Source organism: Gottfriedia endophytica (genome assembly GCF_017814275.1).
Lineage (GTDB): Bacteria > Bacillota > Bacilli > Bacillales > Bacillaceae_G > Gottfriedia > Gottfriedia endophytica.
Map to the genome: position 1 here is coordinate 1 of NZ_JAGIYQ010000015.1, position 16,085 is coordinate 16,085.

Sequence of the window (16,085 nt, forward strand, 5' to 3'; positions counted from 1 at the left end):
CCGACTTCCTTCAGATTCTGCGTCACCACAGACACCCTTGTCTTAAGCTAACCACTACTACTGCCTTCATGGCTCGGGACTTACACCCTATAGATTATGCACATGCTGGGCGCACATAAAAAAGAGAAGGTTGATGGCCCTTCTCTTTTTCAGTGTCTATAATGTTTTATGTTTCATTGTCTATAATGTTTTATGGTTGATACACTTGTTTATTATTTCTTTAAGTTGTAGAAAGATTTTAATCCTTGGTATACTGCGCTTTCGCCTAACTCGTCTTCAATACGTAGTAATTGGTTGTATTTAGCGATACGGTCTGTACGAGAAGCAGAACCAGTTTTGATTTGACCAGCGTTTGTTGCTACTGCGATGTCAGCGATTGTGCTGTCTTCAGTTTCACCAGAACGGTGAGAAACTACTGCAGTGTAACCAGCGCGTTTAGCCATTTCGATTGCATCAAATGTTTCAGTTAATGTACCGATTTGGTTAACTTTGATAAGGATTGAGTTAGCGATACCTTTTTCGATACCTTCAGCTAACTTTTTAGTGTTTGTAACGAATAAGTCGTCACCTACTAATTGAACTTTTCCGCCTAAGCGTTCAGTTAATAATTTGTGACCATCCCAGTCATTTTCGTCTAAACCATCTTCAATTGAAAGAATTGGGAAATCGTTGCAAAGTTGCTCGTAGAAATCAACCATTTCTTGTGAAGATAAGCCAGTGCGTCCTTCACCTGCAAGATCGTATTTACCAGTTTCTTTGTTGTAGAATTCAGAAGAAGCTACGTCCATACCTAAGAAGATTTCTTCTCCAGCTTTGTAACCAGCTTTTTCAATTGCTTCTAAGATTACTTCTAATGCTTCACGGTTAGAACCAAGGTTTGGAGCGAATCCACCTTCGTCACCTACTGCAGTGTTTAAGCCTTTAGAGTGTAATACTGCTTTTAAGTTATGGAATACTTCAGTACCCATACGGATTGCTTCTTTAAAGTTTGGAGCACCTACTGGTAAGATCATAAACTCTTGGAAGTCTACGTTGTTATCAGCATGAGATCCACCATTGATTATGTTCATCATTGGAACTGGAAGTTGTTTAGAGTTAAATCCACCTAAGTATTGGTATAAAGGTAATCCTAATTCGTCAGCTGCTGCACGAGCTACTGCTAAAGAAACACCAAGGATTGCGTTAGCACCTAATTTACCTTTGTTTTCTGTACCATCTACTTCAATCATACGACGGTCAATTGCAACTTGATCAGTTACTTCATAACCGATGATTTCTTCAGCAAGAACATCGTTTACGTTAGCTACTGCTTTTTCAACACCTTTTCCAAGGTAACGTGATTTGTCACCATCACGTAATTCAACTGCTTCATATTCACCAGTTGAAGCACCAGATGGTACTAATGCGCGACCGAAACCGCCATCTTCTGTATAAACTTCTACTTCTACCGTTGGGTTACCACGAGAATCTAATACTTCGCGAGCATAAATATCAACGATCATTGACATAGGAAATCTCTCCTTTTAACAATAAATTTTAAGTTATAAGAAACCTTATTATTTAATAAGGGTTTTACCAGTCATTTCTTTTGGTTGTTGTACACCAAGAAGATTAAGAATAGTTGGAGAAAGGTCTCCTAGGATTCCATCTTGACGAAGCTGGGCTCCCTCTCTTGTTACAATAACAGGAACTGGGTTAGTCGTATGAGCTGTCATTGGTTGACCTTCTGGAGTAATTTCTTCATCAGCATTCCCATGATCAGCAGTAATAATAACTTCACCATTTTTTGCTAGAATTGCGTCTACTACTTCTCCAAGACACTCATCCACAGCTTCAATCGCTTTAATAGTTGGTTCTAGTTTACCAGAGTGTCCAACCATATCAGGGTTTGCAAAGTTTAAAATAATTACGTCGTGTTTATCAGCAGCAATCTCTTTTACAAGAGCATCTTTTACTTCATAAGCACTCATTTCAGGCTTTAAGTCATAAGTTGCTACTTTTGGTGAGTTAATTAAAATGCGTTCCTCACCAGGGAATTGCGCTTCACGTCCACCACTGAAGAAGAATGTTACGTGTGGATACTTCTCAGTTTCAGCGATACGTAATTGTTTTAAATTGTTTTGAGATAGAACTTCCCCAAGTGTATTATCTAGGTTTGTTGGTTTAAACGCAACATATCCTTTAACTGTTTCACTAAAGTGTGTTAAGCACACAAAGTGAAGATTTTTAGGGAACTCACTACCACGATCAAAATCACGGAAGTCTTCATTTGTGAAAACATTCGAGATTTGGATTGCACGGTCAGGACGGAAGTTGTAGAAAATAACTGTATCGTCTGATTGAACCGTAGCAACTGGTTTGCCATCTTCACCAGTAATTACTGAAGGTAGAACGAACTCATCATGGATTCCATTTGTATAAGAATCTTCTACTACTTCAGTGGCATTTTTATATGTAGGGCCCTCTCCATAAACCATCGCCCGGTAGCATTTTTCAACGCGATCCCAACGTTTGTCACGGTCCATTGAGTAGTAACGTCCAGAAATTGTTGCAAACTTTCCAACGCCATATTCTTTAAATTTCTCTTCCGTTTGATCAATGTATTGTTTAGCAGATGTTGGAGGAACGTCACGTCCATCAAGGAATGAATGAACATAAACTTTCTCAAGTCCCTCTTCTGCTGCTAATTTTAATAGAGCAAACATATGGTTGATGTGACTATGGATTCCACCATCAGATAATAATCCAAAGATGTGAAGTGCTTTTCCTTTTTCTTTTGCACTTCTTATTCCATCAACGATTGTTTCATTCTTTTCAAACTCGCCTTCACGAATTGCTTTGTTTACGCGAGTTAAGCTTTGGTACACAATACGCCCTGCACCAATATTTAAGTGTCCAACCTCTGAATTACCCATCTGACCTTCTGGAAGACCTACAGCCTCACCACTTGCAGTTAAATGAGCATGTGGATACTTGTTCCAATAACGGTCAAAGTTAGGCTTTTTCGCTTGTGCTACTGCATTACCAAACGTTTCTTCACGACAGCCAAAGCCATCAAGGATAATCAAAGCTACTGGTTTTTTACTCATTACTTTACAGCCTCCAATAACGCTAAGAATGAAGCTGGCTCTAAGCTTGCTCCACCAACTAAAGCGCCATCGATATCAGTTTGTGCCATGTATTCTTTAATATTTTCCGGTTTAACACTACCGCCATATTGAATACGAACAGCATTTGCAACATCTTCAGAGAATTGTTCTTTTACAACTGTACGAATGTGTGCACATACTTCGTTTGCATCTGCAGAAGATGATGATTTTCCTGTTCCGATTGCCCAAATTGGCTCATAAGCAATAACAGTTTGTTTTACTTGCTCGTCAGTTAATCCAGCTAATGCTTTTTTCACTTGATTTCCTACAAGCTCGTTTGTTTTTCCACTTTCACGCTCTTCTAATGTTTCACCACAACATACAATTGGAGTTAAACCATTTTCAAAAGCAGCTAACGTTTTTTTGTTAACTGTTTCATCAGTTTCAGCGAACATTTCTCTGCGTTCAGAGTGTCCTAACACTACGTATTTCACTTTTAAGTCAGCAAGTGCTACTGGAGAAATTTCACCAGTGAATGCTCCTTGTTTTTCAAAGTGCATGTTTTGTGCACCAACTTGAAGATCAGTACCTTCTGTAGCTGCAACAAGACGTTCTAAGAATAAAGCAGGAGAAACAACTACTGCATCTACTAAATTGTTTGCAGGAATTTTTCCTTTTACTTCTTCAACGAAAGAAACAGCTTCAGAAAGTGTTTTATGCATTTTCCAGTTACCAGCAATAATCGGCTTACGCATGTAAAGCACCATCCTTTAAAATAATGAAGTGGATATCAAAATCCAGCTTATTTATCGTTTAATACATCTACTCCAGGAAGTACTTTACCTTCCATAAACTCTAATGACGCACCGCCACCAGTAGAAATATGACTCATTTGATCAGCTAAACCAAATTTCTCAGCAGCTGCAGCAGAGTCTCCACCACCGATGATTGAATATGTATCTTTTGAATCAGCTAATGCTTGAGCAACAGCTTTTGTACCATTTGCAAACTTATCAATTTCGAATACACCCATTGGTCCGTTCCAAATAACAAGTTTAGAGTTTTTAATTACATCTGCATAAAGCTCTGCAGTTTTTGGTCCGATATCAAGACCTTCCCAATCAGCAGGAATTGCATCAATATCAACAACTTTACTATTTGCATTTTCACCAAACTCATCTGCAATTACTGCATCAATTGGCATGTAGAATTTAACGCCTTTTTCTTTTGCTTTATCCATGAATGATTTTGCTAAATCAATTTTATCTTCTTCAAGTAAAGATTTACCAATTTCGTGTCCTAATGCTTTAACAAACGTATAAGCAAGACCGCCACCGATAATTAAATTATCTACTTTTTCTAGTAGATTATCAATTACACCGATTTTATCTTTAACTTTCGCTCCACCGATAATAGCAGTGAATGGGCGTTCAGGATTTGATAAAGCTTTTCCTAAAACATCTAATTCTTTTTCCATTAATAATCCTGAAACTGCTGGGATGTATTTTGCAATACCAGCTGTTGAAGCATGTGCACGGTGTGCAGCACCAAAAGCATCATTTACAAAAACATCAGCTAAATCAGCAAATTCTTTCGCTAACTCAGGATCGTTCTTTTCTTCACCAGGATAGAAACGTACGTTTTCAAGAACTAAAACATCGCCTTCGTTCATTTTAGCAACTTCTGATTTTACAGCTTCACCATATGCTTCATCAGTTTTCTTTACGTCTTTACCTAGTAATTCACCAAGACGTGCTGCTACAGCTGTTAAACGCATATCTTCGTTTACTTGGCCTTTTGGACGACCTAAGTGAGAAGCTAAAATAACTTTTGCACCTTTTTCAATTAAATATTGAATTGTTGGTATTGCAGCACGAATTCTAGTTTCGTCAGTAATGCTTCCGTTTTTCATTGGTACGTTAAAGTCAACACGACAAAAAACGCGTTTTCCTTTTACTTCGATATCACGAATACTTTTCTTATTCATTTAAGAAGCCCTCCATTAGTAAAATACACTTGAAAAAGAAGCGGAAACTTTACTGTTTCCGCCATCTTTCATTCGATAGAGATTAATCTACCCAATTTATAATATATTATTTTTGATTACTTTACTAGTTGAGCAAAATGTTTTACTGTTCTGATTAATTGAGCAGTGTAACTCATTTCATTATCATACCAAGAAACAGTTTTCACTAATTGTTTGCCACCAACAGAGATAACTTTTGTTTGAGTAGCATCAAATAATGAACCGTAAGTGATACCAATGATATCAGAAGAAACAAGTTGATCTTCAGTGTATCCGAAAGATTCGTTTGCTGCTTCTTTCATAGCTGCATTGATTTCATCAACAGAAACTTCTTTTTCAAGAACTGTTACAAGTTCAGTTAAAGAACCAGTTGCAACTGGAACACGTTGAGCTGCACCGTCTAATTTACCTTGTAATTCAGGGATAACAAGACCGATTGCTTTAGCAGCACCAGTAGTGTTAGGAACGATGTTTTCAGCAGCTGCACGAGCACGACGGAAATCACCTTTCGCATGCGGAGCATCTAAAGTATTTTGGTCACCTGTGTAAGCGTGGATTGTTGTCATTAAACCTTCAACGATACCAAATTTATCATTTAATACTTTAGCCATTGGTGCTAAACAGTTTGTAGTACAAGAAGCACCAGAGATAACTGTTTCAGTACCATCTAAAATATCATGGTTAGTATTGAATACTACGGTTTTCATTTCGCCAGTAGCTGGTGCTGAAATTACAACTTTTTTAGCTCCTGCTTGTAAGTGTAATTCTGCTTTTTCTTTAGATGTAAAGAAACCAGTACATTCTAAAACGATATCGATACCTAAATCGCCCCATTTAAGATCCCCCGGGTTACGTTCAGCGAAAGTTTTAACTTCTTTACCGTTTACTAAGAAATAACCTTCATGAACTTCAACTTCACCGTTGAAACGTCCTTGAGTTGTATCATATTTTAATAAGTGAGCTAACATTTTAGTATCAGTAAGGTCATTGATTGCTACAACTTCCATACCTTCTACTTCTAACATTCTACGGAACGCTAAACGTCCAATACGACCAAATCCATTAATTGCTACTTTAACTGACATTGTTAATTTCCTCCTTATAAATCGGTAAAGATTTATCATTAAATTTCTATTTTCTATTATTTCTAAAGGTTTATATCCCTTTAATTAACTCTTTTGCTGCACCTTCATCAGTAATTAGAATCGTTGAATGTCCTTCTTTTAAGAAAGATCGAATTGCTTTTGCTTTAGAAGAGCCACCAGCTACGGAAAGAATATAAGGAATACCATTTAACTCTTCTAATTGAAGTCCAATTGTCCTAACACGATGGACAACTTCGCCTTCTTCATCGAAGTAATAACCAAATGCCTCACCTACTGCATTTCCTTCTTTAAGCTTTTCTAAATTACTTTCTGATGTCTTACGTCGCTTAGCCATCGTAAATGCTTCACCAATACCATGAACAACGATTGAAGACGAACGAATTAAGTTTAGAACTTCCTTTACATAAGGTTCTTCCATCATCGTACTGTATGCTTCTTTACTTAATTGATCTGGCATATGAAGTAAACGATAGTTCCCTTTTGCTCTTTCAGCCATTTTTGCACAAATTGTATTAGCTTGGTTCCCTACATCTTCTCCGAGCCCACCTCTTGCAGGAACAAATAATGGCATTAGTTCTTTAGAGTCGGCATTCATCATTTCAGCTACGGCAGCTAACGTCGAACCGCCAGTAACGGCAACAATATTATTTGCTTGCAGCAAGTCATTTATACACGACACTGTTGCACGACCTATTTCTTTCTTCACCCATGAAAACTCATCGGTATCGCCTGAAACAACCACAACCTCTTTCAAGTTGAATTGTTCCTTTAATTGTTCTTCCATCGTTTTGAGACCAAATAGTTCTCTCATTGGTTGCTCTAGTTTCTGAAGTAGGTCTAAGCCTTCATCTGTTAAACTCATCCCAGAAGCATTCACATTGATTAAATGTTGCTCTTTTAGCAAAGATACTTCTGATCGAAGTACTCTTTCAGTTATTCCAACGCTCGTTGACAGGTTTCTTCGTCCGATTGGTTGCATTATTCGTATGTATTGCAGGATACGAAAACGTTTTTGAATAACTGGGATTAAATCAGGTAACAATTTGTGTTGAAGCTTAATCAAGTCGTTCAAATTCAATTCCTCTTTCATGAAGAAATGTCCGGGACACAAAACGTCCCAGTGTGACATATTATGTCCCACTTGTCCTAAAAAAATATACAACTTCATTTAGTTGTGATTTTTTTAAGAATTTTTTACTAGAAAAAAAGAATCCCTAGTACGCAATCATTGTAACAGGGATTTTTAAATCTTTCAATAGTTTAGGTGCCCATTTATCACAGAAATTATGTCCAATTTGGAAATTTTACCAAATCCAACTCGTTCTCTTTCTACATCTATAACTGGAATCATTAATTGATATTCTTCAAGAAGTTCGTCATCTGAGTAGATATCAATTTCGTTTATTTGAATATTATATTCTTTGCTTATTTCTTCTAGCAGCTCTTTTGCTTCTGTACATAGACCACATTTTTCTTTTGTATAAAGTGTAATATTGACTGTCATTTTTCTTTGCCTTTCTAGATCTATATTTTTAAGAATAGTTCTTTTCAAATCCTTTGATGTTATTTAAAAATGCGATAAGTTGATCTCCACTCCAGGATGCTCGCTTTCCTAGGGGCGTGAGCTGAGCCTCCTCGTCGCATACGCTCCTGTGGGGTCTCAGCTTTCACGCATTTCCCACAGAAGCCCGGGCATCCTTCCGTTCCAATCAACTTCTTTCTTTAAAGTTACAAAAACTAATAGCAACAATCTTTAAGTAAGAGCTTTTAATATCTATTTAAAATATTATCCAAATCGTTTTCTTTTGGAAGAACTTGGTATTCTTAAAATATCTCTATATTTAGCAACTGTTCTTCTTGAAATTTCAATTCCGTGTTCTTCTCCAAGTAGTTCTACAATTTTTTGGTCTGAAAGTGGTTTTTCTTTATTTTCTTTATTCACTAATTCACGAATAAATACTTGAACACTTGTTGAGGAAATGTCTTCATCATTTCCAGTTACAACACCTTGACTAAAAAAGTTCTTCATTTCAAATAATCCAAAAGGAGTTTGAACAAATTTATTTTTACAAGTACGACTGACAGTTGATTCATGAATGTCTAATTCTTCAGCTGCCTCTCGAAGTGTTAATGTTCTTAGATGTGCTGACCCTTTTTCAAAAAATGTACGTTGTTTGTTAACAATGAAATTCATCACTTCGATCATTGTTGACTTTCTTTCTTCTAGACTTTTCATTAACCAACCAACTTGTTGATTTTTTTCTTTCAAATAAGAAGATACTTCACTTTTATTTCCTTTGGCCATATAGTCTTCGTAATCATTCAACAGCTTCAAACGAGGTAATATTTTATCATTTAGTGACACAACGAATTCATCACCAATTCGCTCAACATATAAGTCAGGCGCTACATAATTCACTTCGTCTTGCTCATAATTTAGCCCCGGACGAGGTTGTAATGTCAAAATCAAGTCAATTTCGCTTTGCAATTCTGGCAATGAAACCTTTAATTTCTTGGCCATTTCTTTCCAATTTTTATTAACAAATAAATCAAAATAATCTTCTATTATCATTTCGGCAACCTGAGTTGGTTTTGATAATCTTTTCAATTGAATAATTAAGCATTCTTGAACTGTTCTTGCCCCAATTCCATCAGGCTCAAACGATTGCAACAATTGTAATCCATTATTTAAATCCTCTTGAGTGACACTTAGCTCACTGGCTAATTCATCATCTGCTCCAATTAAAAAACCATTTTTATCTAGATTAAGGATTAAGTATTTAACAATACGATGCTCAGACTTATCTAGCTTCATTTCCTGTAATTGACTTAATAGATCATCCTGAAGTGAGATTGCCTTTCTAGAATAAAGATCAATTCCTTGTTTTGTATTTTCATTTTGTATTTTAGTTGTTTTTATTTGATTCCAATCTGTATGAGGAGTTTCGATTTCAACAAGTGGATTTTCTAGAGTTTGCTCGTATAAAAATTCTGTTAATTCTTGAGCGTTAAACTGGAGCATTGTAATCGCTTGTCGCAGCTCCTGTGTCATCGCCAACTTTAATGTTTGTTGTTGTGTCAGTTGTAAATCCATTTTTTTCACTCCCTCACATCTATTTTACTAGATAGTTAACATTAAACCTATTAAATCTATTTTACCAAATGAAAACGATTACAAATTTAGTTATCAAAACTTTTTAACTATATAATACAGGTAATCTAGTACATATAGAAAGAACCAATTTTTTGAAGTTTATTAAAAAAATTCTTATTGTTTTTGAGAAGGCTGTTTTCGTATACTTTGTTTTTACTTAAGAATACGTTAAGTTGATTTCCGCTCCAGGTTGCTCTCTTTCCGTGGGGCGTGCGGTGAGCCTCCTCGTCGCTATCGCTCCTGTGGGGTCTCACCTGTCCCGCTGTTCCCACAGGAGTCTCGCACCTTCCGCTCCAATCAACTTCTTATCAACCGTTTCCTTTATCCGAGCCAATATTTAAAATGGGTAACCCGTACATATCTTCAAGTATTTACTATTCTTTTAAAATAATAAAAAATTAATTACACATTTTTAGGAACCATATTCAACTAAAACAAATCCGTCTGGCAAATCTGAGTTGGTTAGTATATCTAATTCTTTTAATCTCTGTTCACAATATGAAGAACCATTCTTAAGTACCGTATCAACATATGCCGGGTGTACCATTACTTCAACTAAAACATCTCCACTTACTCGATCTGATAGTCTTGTAAAATAATCTATAGGTAAATGTTCACCATAGAAATCGTGTAATAGTATATCTGTAAAAGGAACTACACCTTCAAGCTTTTCGTTTTGAGAAATCCGTACTGGCAAATTGTACTTTTGTGATAGTTTACTAATAATCGGCTGTACGATCGGTAACATATGGATATGATGGTGACTGTCTAAGTGAGTAGGTTTCAGTCCAAAAGATAAAAATCGCTGAATTTGTCTATCCCACTCTCTTTCAACCTCCTCTATATTCACATTCGGTTGATTTAACCAAAATGGAGGTTTATGAAAATCCCCTTCCACATCTACTATTGTAGTTAAGTCACTGCAAAGTGGCCTTCCAGTTGTTAAAACAAGATGGATGCCAACTCCTAATGTAGGGGTATACTTCGCAATTTCTACTGCATGCTCGACACCGTTCATATTCATCATCATAGTTGTAGAATTAACAATACCATTTAAATGAGCCTCTAAAATACCATAATTCACACCTTTTGAATACCCGAAATCATCTGCGTTTACAATTAATTTTACCATTCAGATTCATCCTCCACATTCCACACTTTGCTTGCAATACAATCCTATTAATTTGTAACTGATTCTTTTTTAAAGAATTGTGGTAAATGCTCTCTATGTGCTTCTAGCATTTCATCTAATATTTCTTTCGCTAGTTTATCCGATCCTATTAATGGATTAATGCACATTGCCAACAAAGCAGTGTTGTAATCACCTGTTACACCCGCTTCTGCCGCTACTCTTTCAAATGATTTTATTTGTTGAACTAATCCGCGCACAGCTATTGGTAAATCTCCCATTGTAATTGGTTTCGGACCATCTTTTGTAATGACCGCACTAACTTCAACTGCACTGTCACTCGGAATTGATGCAATTGCACCGGTGTTCATAGTATTTACTGGCTGAATGTCTCCTTTATTGTTATAAAGTGAAGAAATTAAACGACATGCTGCTTCACTATAGTAAGCGCCTCCACGTTTTTCTAATTGTGGTGGTTTAATTGCAAGATTCGGATCTTTGTAAAGCTCGAATAATTCAGTCTCTAATTTTTTAACGACCTCTGCACGAGTTCCTTCTTTCTTAGCTGAAGCTAATTCTTCTTCAAACATTTCTTTTGTTTTGTAATAATATCTATGATAAGGGCACGGTATAATACCTAATGCTTCAATAAATTCTGGACTCCAATCCATTCCTTTAATATTTTTCATTGTCATAGACTTAGTTGGACGAGCAAATTCTTTCACTACTTGATCTGTTACATCAACACCATCAAGTAATACTTTTGTGCCATAAACCATATGATTTAAGCCCATAAAATCAACATGTACACGCTCTGGTTCAACACCTAAGCTTTTTGCAATAATCATATGAATGTGAATAGGGACATTACATAAACCAACTACTTTGCGGAAATTTGTATAGCGGAGAATTGCCTCTGTTAAGATACCTGTTGGGTTTGTGAAGTTTACTAACCAAGCATTTGGGCATAGTTCTTCAATATCTTTTACGATATCTAGAATTACGGGGATCGTACGCAATGCTTTAAATAATCCACCTGGACCATTTGTTTCTTGACCTATCACACCATATTTCAAAGGAATGCGCTCATCCTTCATACGTGCTTCTAATAGGCCAACGCGAAATTGAGTTGTAACGAAGTCTGCTTTTTTTAAAGCTTCACGACGGTCAAACGTTAGGTGAATTTTCATTGGTACACCAGCTTTTTCAACCATCCTCTTTGCCAAATCACCGACAATCTCGAGCTTTTCCCGCCCTTCTTCTATATCTACTAACCACAGCTCACGTACTGGTAACTCTTCGTAACGTTTTATAAAGCCTTCTACTAATTCTGGAGTATAACTGGAACCACCACCAATTGTTGCTATTTTGAGTCCTTTACTCAACTTCCCCAACTCCTTTTTCTTTATTTCTAAACTTTTAATTCATTTTACTTGTGAACTCTGCATTCTATACATGATATTTATAAAGAAAAGTGACTAGGCGCACTAGTCACTTCATTTATAAATGATTCAATTAACAAAAAGAAAAGTTTTGTATACCCACATCATTAATAATTTGTTAAAACGAGGGTATAGCGCCTCTTCAAAGAATTAAGTATTTTTTATTTTCTCATGTAAGAAAATAATCTCTTCAACTAAATCTCTCATTAGCATCGCATTCATTAAATGATCTTGGGAATGAACTAGTAGGATAGATAACGATGACTTTTCGCCTCGAGCTTCACTTTGAATCAGAGATGTTTGAGCAAGATGCGCTTTACTTAATTCACCTTTTGCTACAGCTATTTTTTCACGCGCTTCCTTAAAACTTCCTTCTCTTGCCAAGTACATTGCTTCCATTAACGAACTTTTCGCATTTCCTGCATATAAAATTAATTTAAAAGCAATTTGTTCAATTGATTGATCAGAAGCCATCATTTATTTCTCCCTTCAAATAATGTAGCTTGTACCATTTTTCAATTAGTAGACTTTTTTAGAGCTGAGTACACTACTAAACATATTCAATAAAGAGATTGTCTAGCACTATTTAATAAAATTGATAGATAAAGACTGTTTTCATAAACTTTGTTGTTATTTAAGATTGCGTTAAGTTGATTTTCGCTCCAGGTTGCTCGCTTTCCGCGGGGAGGGCTGTGAGCCTCCTCGTCGCTATCGCTCCTGCTAGGTCTCACCTACCCGCTATTCCTACAGGAGTCTTCGCACCTTCTGCTCCAATCAACTTCATAATCTACAATTTCCTATAATAAAATCTTTAAAAAAACAATCTTTTAGAAAATGGCCAAAATAAAAAAACCTTGCATTGACAAGGTTTTATCGATCGTCTTATTAATTTATAGTCTCAAATAAAAATAGATGAAAAATATTATTCAATACTCTTTAAGTTATAATTACTCTTCATCATTCACTAAATGACTACTACAAAAATCACTAACTAATTTCTCTTCTTCTTCTTCCAATTCAAAATCAAGATAATTATTCGTTTCACCTTCAAATAAGTCATACTTGATTAGAGAAGACTGATCACCTTTTACTACATATAACGCTTTTATGTATACACCATTTTCGTGGAAAAGCTCATCATCTTCCTCAACATCTAAAAATAGAATAAACTCGTAACGTTCACCTTCTAAAATACCAAATGGATCAATGATTTGTTCAACTGTAAATTCTTTTATCGAAAACATAGTATTACCTTCCTTTTTGTTAAATTTCCCCATTATTATACTGTTTTATTCGAAAAAAAGAAAAGACGCCTACCGCAGTAGACGTCTTGATGCGTTTTGAGGCGAGAGACCGGGCGACCACATTCGCGCGTTTAGCCTTTCCGCTTATCCCTCGACTTACACAAATTAGCTCATCGCAAAATTTATTATATCAATTACATTGTACATATACAATACCAATATTTATTTCGCCATTAATTACCTTTTAGCAGTAAACATAAAAAAATCTCTTTACTTGTACAAATACAAGTAAAGAGATTTTTAATTAGCGCGCTCGAGAGGACTTGAACCCCCGACCTGTGGTACCGGAAACCATCGCTCTATCCGCTGAGCTACGAGCGCATATTATTATTAAATAAAGTTTATTGAGTTTATCACCCTAGCCTCAGGTTGCTTTTTCAAGTAGCTGCTCGGCTAGTGTGCTGATGCTTTGCTTTGAAGCTTATTCGTTCGCGCTCTATCCACTGAGCTACGAGCGCATATTATTAAAAATATAGGATATTGAGTTATCACCCTAGCCTCAGATTGCTCTTTCAAGTAGCAGCTCGGCTAGTGTGCTGATGCTATTTCTTAGTAGCTTATTCGATCGCGCTCTATCCACTGAGCTACGAGCGCATATACTATAGTATTCTTAAACGTATGTAGTTATTATAGCCTTTGTCAGTCAGCACTGCAACGATTTCTAATTGTTCAAATAAAATTCCAACCTTACGCACCATTTTTCAATGAATAAACAAAAATATTTCAGTTTAAAAATAGGAAATTTCGTTAATGATATTGAAGTATTTATAGTATATAATATCGTTACTTTTATAGTCTTTATATAATAGAAGTAGCAACTTTTTAAATGTTTAAGAATACATTGATTTTAGCAATTCTTTTATTTGACCTTTATTGACCTTAAATGTATTATTAGGTTAATCAATCATTTTATTCCTAAGGAGGAGAAAAAAATGAATTTAATTCCTACAGTTATCGAACAAACAAATCGTGGGGAACGCGCTTATGACATCTACTCACGTCTATTAAAAGACCGCATTATCATGTTAGGTAGTGCAATTGATGATAATGTTGCTAACTCTATCGTTTCACAGCTTTTATTCCTAGCTGCTGAAGATCCTGAAAAAGACATTTCAATTTACATAAACAGCCCTGGTGGTAGCATTACTGCAGGTATGGCTATTTATGATACAATGCAATATATTAAGCCACAGGTTTCTACAATCTGTATTGGTATGGCTGCATCAATGGGAGCATTCTTATTAGCAGCTGGTGAAAAAGGAAAACGTTTTGCTCTTCCGAACGCTGAGGTAATGATTCACCAACCTCTTGGTGGAGCTCAAGGTCAAGCAACTGAAATTGAAATTGCTGCTAAACGTATTCTTTTCTTACGTGATAAATTAAATGGCATTCTTTCAGAACGTACTGGCCAACCTTTAGAAACAATCGAACGCGATACAGAGCGTGATAACTTCATGACTGCTGAAAAAGCTCTTGAGTATGGCTTAATCGACAAAGTTATTACTAGTTCAACAGCTAAATAATATAAAAACAAGGTGTTCCTAAGTGCTTAGCACTATTTGGAACACCTCTTTTTATTCTTCACTGCCAATAAATTGTAAAATTTGATCCATCGCTTCTTCTTCATCTGAACCACTTGTCGTAATAGTTACTTCTTCACCAGAAGGCACGGCAAGACTCATGATTCCCATAATGCTTTTCGCATTAACTTCTCTTCCTTTATATTCAAGCAAGACTTCAGATCCAAAACGAGTCGCAATTTGTACAAACTGCGCAGCAGGTCGTGCTTGTATACCTGTTGCTAATTTGACAATCTCTGTTACCTTTTTCATTTTCTTCTCTCCCACATCCATTTATTATTTTACTTTAAACGATTCCCCACCACGAAGCTTATCAGCAATTTCATCTATTTTACGTAAACGATGGTTAATTCCTGATTTACTAATGGCACCACTTGATACCATTTCTCCAAGCTCCTTTAATGTTACATCCTCATACTCTACTCTTAGTTCGGCGATTTCTCTTAATTTTGGAGGAAGAATTTCTAGACCAACTGTACTCTGAATGTAACGAATGTTTTCGATTTGGCGGAATGCAGCGCTTATTGTCTTATTTAAATTTGCCGTTTCACAGTTAACTAATCTGTTCACACTATTTCTCATGTCTCTGACAATTCGTACGTCCTCAAATCGTAGAAGCGCTGAATGAGCACCAATAATATTTAACAGCTCTGTAATCTTTTCGGCTTCCTTTAAATACGTAATATACCCTTTTCGTCTTTCAAGGGTTTTAGCGTTTAAATTAAACGTATTCATTAAGTTACAAATTGATTCTGTATGCTCTTTATAAAATGAAAAGATCTCTAAATGATAGGAAGAGGTTTCTGGGTTATTAACTGAACCACCTGCTAAAAAAGCTCCTCGTAAGTACGAACGTTTACAACATTTTTTTTCAATTAGCTGAGGTGCAATTTCATTTGTAAAAGTAAAGCCTTCACCTGTAATATAAAGGCTTTCTAGAATTTCTTTCGATTGTTCTTTTAATCGTACGATATACACATTATTTTTTTTCAGTCTCATTTTTTTACGGACTAGTAATTCGACATTTACATCAAATACACGTTTAATTAAAACATATATTCTTCTTGCTATTGCTGCATTCTCCGTTACAACATCAATGATTAATTGGCGATTTGAAAATGAAATCGAACCATTCATTCGAATTAGTGCGGATAACTCAGCTCTTGCACAGCAAGGTTTAATGTCAATTGTCGTTAACTCTTTTTTTGTCTCAGATGCAAAGGACATCAAATCCCCCCTTTCATATTCCAAACGG

At 35.9% G+C, this 16,085-nt stretch carries 15 protein-coding genes and 1 tRNA gene; 1 reads left to right on the forward strand and 15 read right to left on the reverse strand.

What is annotated here, in order from left to right:
- Nucleotides 1–212: 212 nt before the first annotated feature.
- The 13 genes from eno to J5Y03_RS16735 form a co-directional block, all read right to left on the reverse strand.
- Nucleotides 213–1,508, reverse strand: a complete 1,296-nt coding sequence (gene eno, locus J5Y03_RS16675) for a phosphopyruvate hydratase (RefSeq protein ID WP_209407138.1) — start codon at nt 1,506–1,508, stop codon at nt 213–215.
- Between the two features lie 48 nt (nt 1,509–1,556).
- Entirely contained in the window at nt 1,557–3,089 is a 1,533-nt protein-coding gene (gene gpmI / locus J5Y03_RS16680; protein WP_209407139.1) for a 2,3-bisphosphoglycerate-independent phosphoglycerate mutase, read from the reverse strand.
- Nucleotides 3,089–3,844, reverse strand: coding sequence for a triose-phosphate isomerase (gene tpiA / locus J5Y03_RS16685; RefSeq protein ID WP_209407140.1), 756 nt, complete (start codon nt 3,842–3,844; stop codon nt 3,089–3,091). Before tpiA ends, gpmI begins: the two co-directional genes overlap by 1 nt.
- Before the next feature lie 47 nt (nt 3,845–3,891).
- A complete protein-coding gene (locus J5Y03_RS16690) occupies nt 3,892–5,076 on the reverse strand; it encodes a phosphoglycerate kinase (protein ID WP_209407141.1) in 1,185 nt (394 codons plus the stop codon).
- 116 nt (nt 5,077–5,192) lie between these two features.
- On the reverse strand, nt 5,193–6,200 hold the full coding sequence (gene gap / locus J5Y03_RS16695; protein WP_209407142.1) for a type I glyceraldehyde-3-phosphate dehydrogenase: 1,008 nt from the start codon (nt 6,198–6,200) through the stop codon (nt 5,193–5,195).
- 70 nt (nt 6,201–6,270) lie between these two features.
- Nucleotides 6,271–7,293: a sugar-binding transcriptional regulator gene (locus J5Y03_RS16700; protein ID WP_407648459.1), complete on the reverse strand. Its 1,023-nt coding sequence runs from the start codon at nt 7,291–7,293 to the stop codon at nt 6,271–6,273.
- 180 nt (nt 7,294–7,473) lie between these two features.
- Nucleotides 7,474–7,725, reverse strand: a complete 252-nt coding sequence (locus tag J5Y03_RS16705; protein WP_209407144.1) for a glutaredoxin family protein — start codon at nt 7,723–7,725, stop codon at nt 7,474–7,476.
- Between the two features lie 282 nt (nt 7,726–8,007).
- Nucleotides 8,008–9,315, reverse strand: a complete 1,308-nt coding sequence (gene rpoN / locus J5Y03_RS16710) for an RNA polymerase factor sigma-54 (protein ID WP_209407145.1) — start codon at nt 9,313–9,315, stop codon at nt 8,008–8,010.
- A 472-nt stretch (nt 9,316–9,787) separates the two neighbouring features.
- Nucleotides 9,788–10,507, reverse strand: a complete 720-nt coding sequence (chbG, locus tag J5Y03_RS16715) for a chitin disaccharide deacetylase (RefSeq protein ID WP_209407146.1) — start codon at nt 10,505–10,507, stop codon at nt 9,788–9,790.
- A gap of 47 nt (nt 10,508–10,554) precedes the next feature.
- Entirely contained in the window at nt 10,555–11,889 is a 1,335-nt protein-coding gene (locus J5Y03_RS16720; RefSeq protein ID WP_209407147.1) for a 6-phospho-beta-glucosidase, read from the reverse strand.
- A 207-nt stretch (nt 11,890–12,096) separates the two neighbouring features.
- Entirely contained in the window at nt 12,097–12,420 is a 324-nt protein-coding gene (locus tag J5Y03_RS16725) for a PTS lactose/cellobiose transporter subunit IIA (RefSeq protein WP_407648461.1), read from the reverse strand.
- Nucleotides 12,421–12,893: 473 nt separating this feature from the next.
- Nucleotides 12,894–13,190, reverse strand: a complete 297-nt coding sequence (locus J5Y03_RS16730; RefSeq protein ID WP_209407149.1) for a DUF6509 family protein — start codon at nt 13,188–13,190, stop codon at nt 12,894–12,896.
- Nucleotides 13,191–13,498: 308 nt separating this feature from the next.
- Nucleotides 13,499–13,571 (reverse strand) — tRNA-Arg (locus J5Y03_RS16735).
- Nucleotides 13,572–14,161: 590 nt separating this feature from the next.
- Here J5Y03_RS16735 and clpP point away from each other — a divergent pair.
- Complete coding sequence (clpP, locus tag J5Y03_RS16740; protein WP_322099598.1) at nt 14,162–14,773, forward strand: ATP-dependent Clp endopeptidase proteolytic subunit ClpP; 612 nt, start codon at nt 14,162–14,164, stop codon at nt 14,771–14,773.
- 51 nt (nt 14,774–14,824) lie between these two features.
- Here clpP and J5Y03_RS16745 read toward each other — a convergent pair whose 3' ends face one another.
- Nucleotides 14,825–15,082: an HPr family phosphocarrier protein gene (locus tag J5Y03_RS16745; protein WP_209407151.1), complete on the reverse strand. Its 258-nt coding sequence runs from the start codon at nt 15,080–15,082 to the stop codon at nt 14,825–14,827.
- A 24-nt stretch (nt 15,083–15,106) separates the two neighbouring features.
- Nucleotides 15,107–16,057 carry a DNA-binding protein WhiA gene (whiA, locus tag J5Y03_RS16750; protein WP_209407152.1) on the reverse strand — a complete coding sequence of 317 codons (951 nt, stop codon included), beginning with the start codon at nt 16,055–16,057 and terminating at the stop codon, nt 15,107–15,109.
- Nucleotides 16,058–16,085 lie beyond the last annotated feature (28 nt).

Excerpts from the sequence above, each read along its gene's own strand:
- J5Y03_RS16745 (WP_209407151.1), bottom strand. The coding sequence starts at position 15,082 with ATGAAAAAGGTAACAGAGATTGTCAAATTAGCAACAGGTATACAAGCA.
- gpmI (WP_209407139.1), bottom strand. The coding sequence starts at position 3,089 with ATGAGTAAAAAACCAGTAGCTTTGATTATCCTTGATGGCTTTGGCTGT.
- gap (WP_209407142.1), bottom strand. The coding sequence starts at position 6,200 with ATGTCAGTTAAAGTAGCAATTAATGGATTTGGTCGTATTGGACGTTTA.
- whiA (WP_209407152.1), bottom strand. The coding sequence starts at position 16,057 with ATGTCCTTTGCATCTGAGACAAAAAAAGAGTTAACGACAATTGACATT.
- J5Y03_RS16730 (WP_209407149.1), bottom strand. The coding sequence starts at position 13,190 with ATGTTTTCGATAAAAGAATTTACAGTTGAACAAATCATTGATCCATTT.
- J5Y03_RS16690 (WP_209407141.1), bottom strand. The coding sequence starts at position 5,076 with ATGAATAAGAAAAGTATTCGTGATATCGAAGTAAAAGGAAAACGCGTT.
- J5Y03_RS16705 (WP_209407144.1), bottom strand. The coding sequence starts at position 7,725 with ATGACAGTCAATATTACACTTTATACAAAAGAAAAATGTGGTCTATGT.
- chbG (WP_209407146.1), bottom strand. The coding sequence starts at position 10,507 with ATGGTAAAATTAATTGTAAACGCAGATGATTTCGGGTATTCAAAAGGT.
- tpiA (WP_209407140.1), bottom strand. The coding sequence starts at position 3,844 with ATGCGTAAGCCGATTATTGCTGGTAACTGGAAAATGCATAAAACACTT.
- eno (WP_209407138.1), bottom strand. The coding sequence starts at position 1,508 with ATGTCAATGATCGTTGATATTTATGCTCGCGAAGTATTAGATTCTCGT.
- J5Y03_RS16725 (WP_407648461.1), bottom strand. The coding sequence starts at position 12,420 with ATGGCTTCTGATCAATCAATTGAACAAATTGCTTTTAAATTAATTTTA.
- rpoN (WP_209407145.1), bottom strand. The coding sequence starts at position 9,315 with ATGGATTTACAACTGACACAACAACAAACATTAAAGTTGGCGATGACA.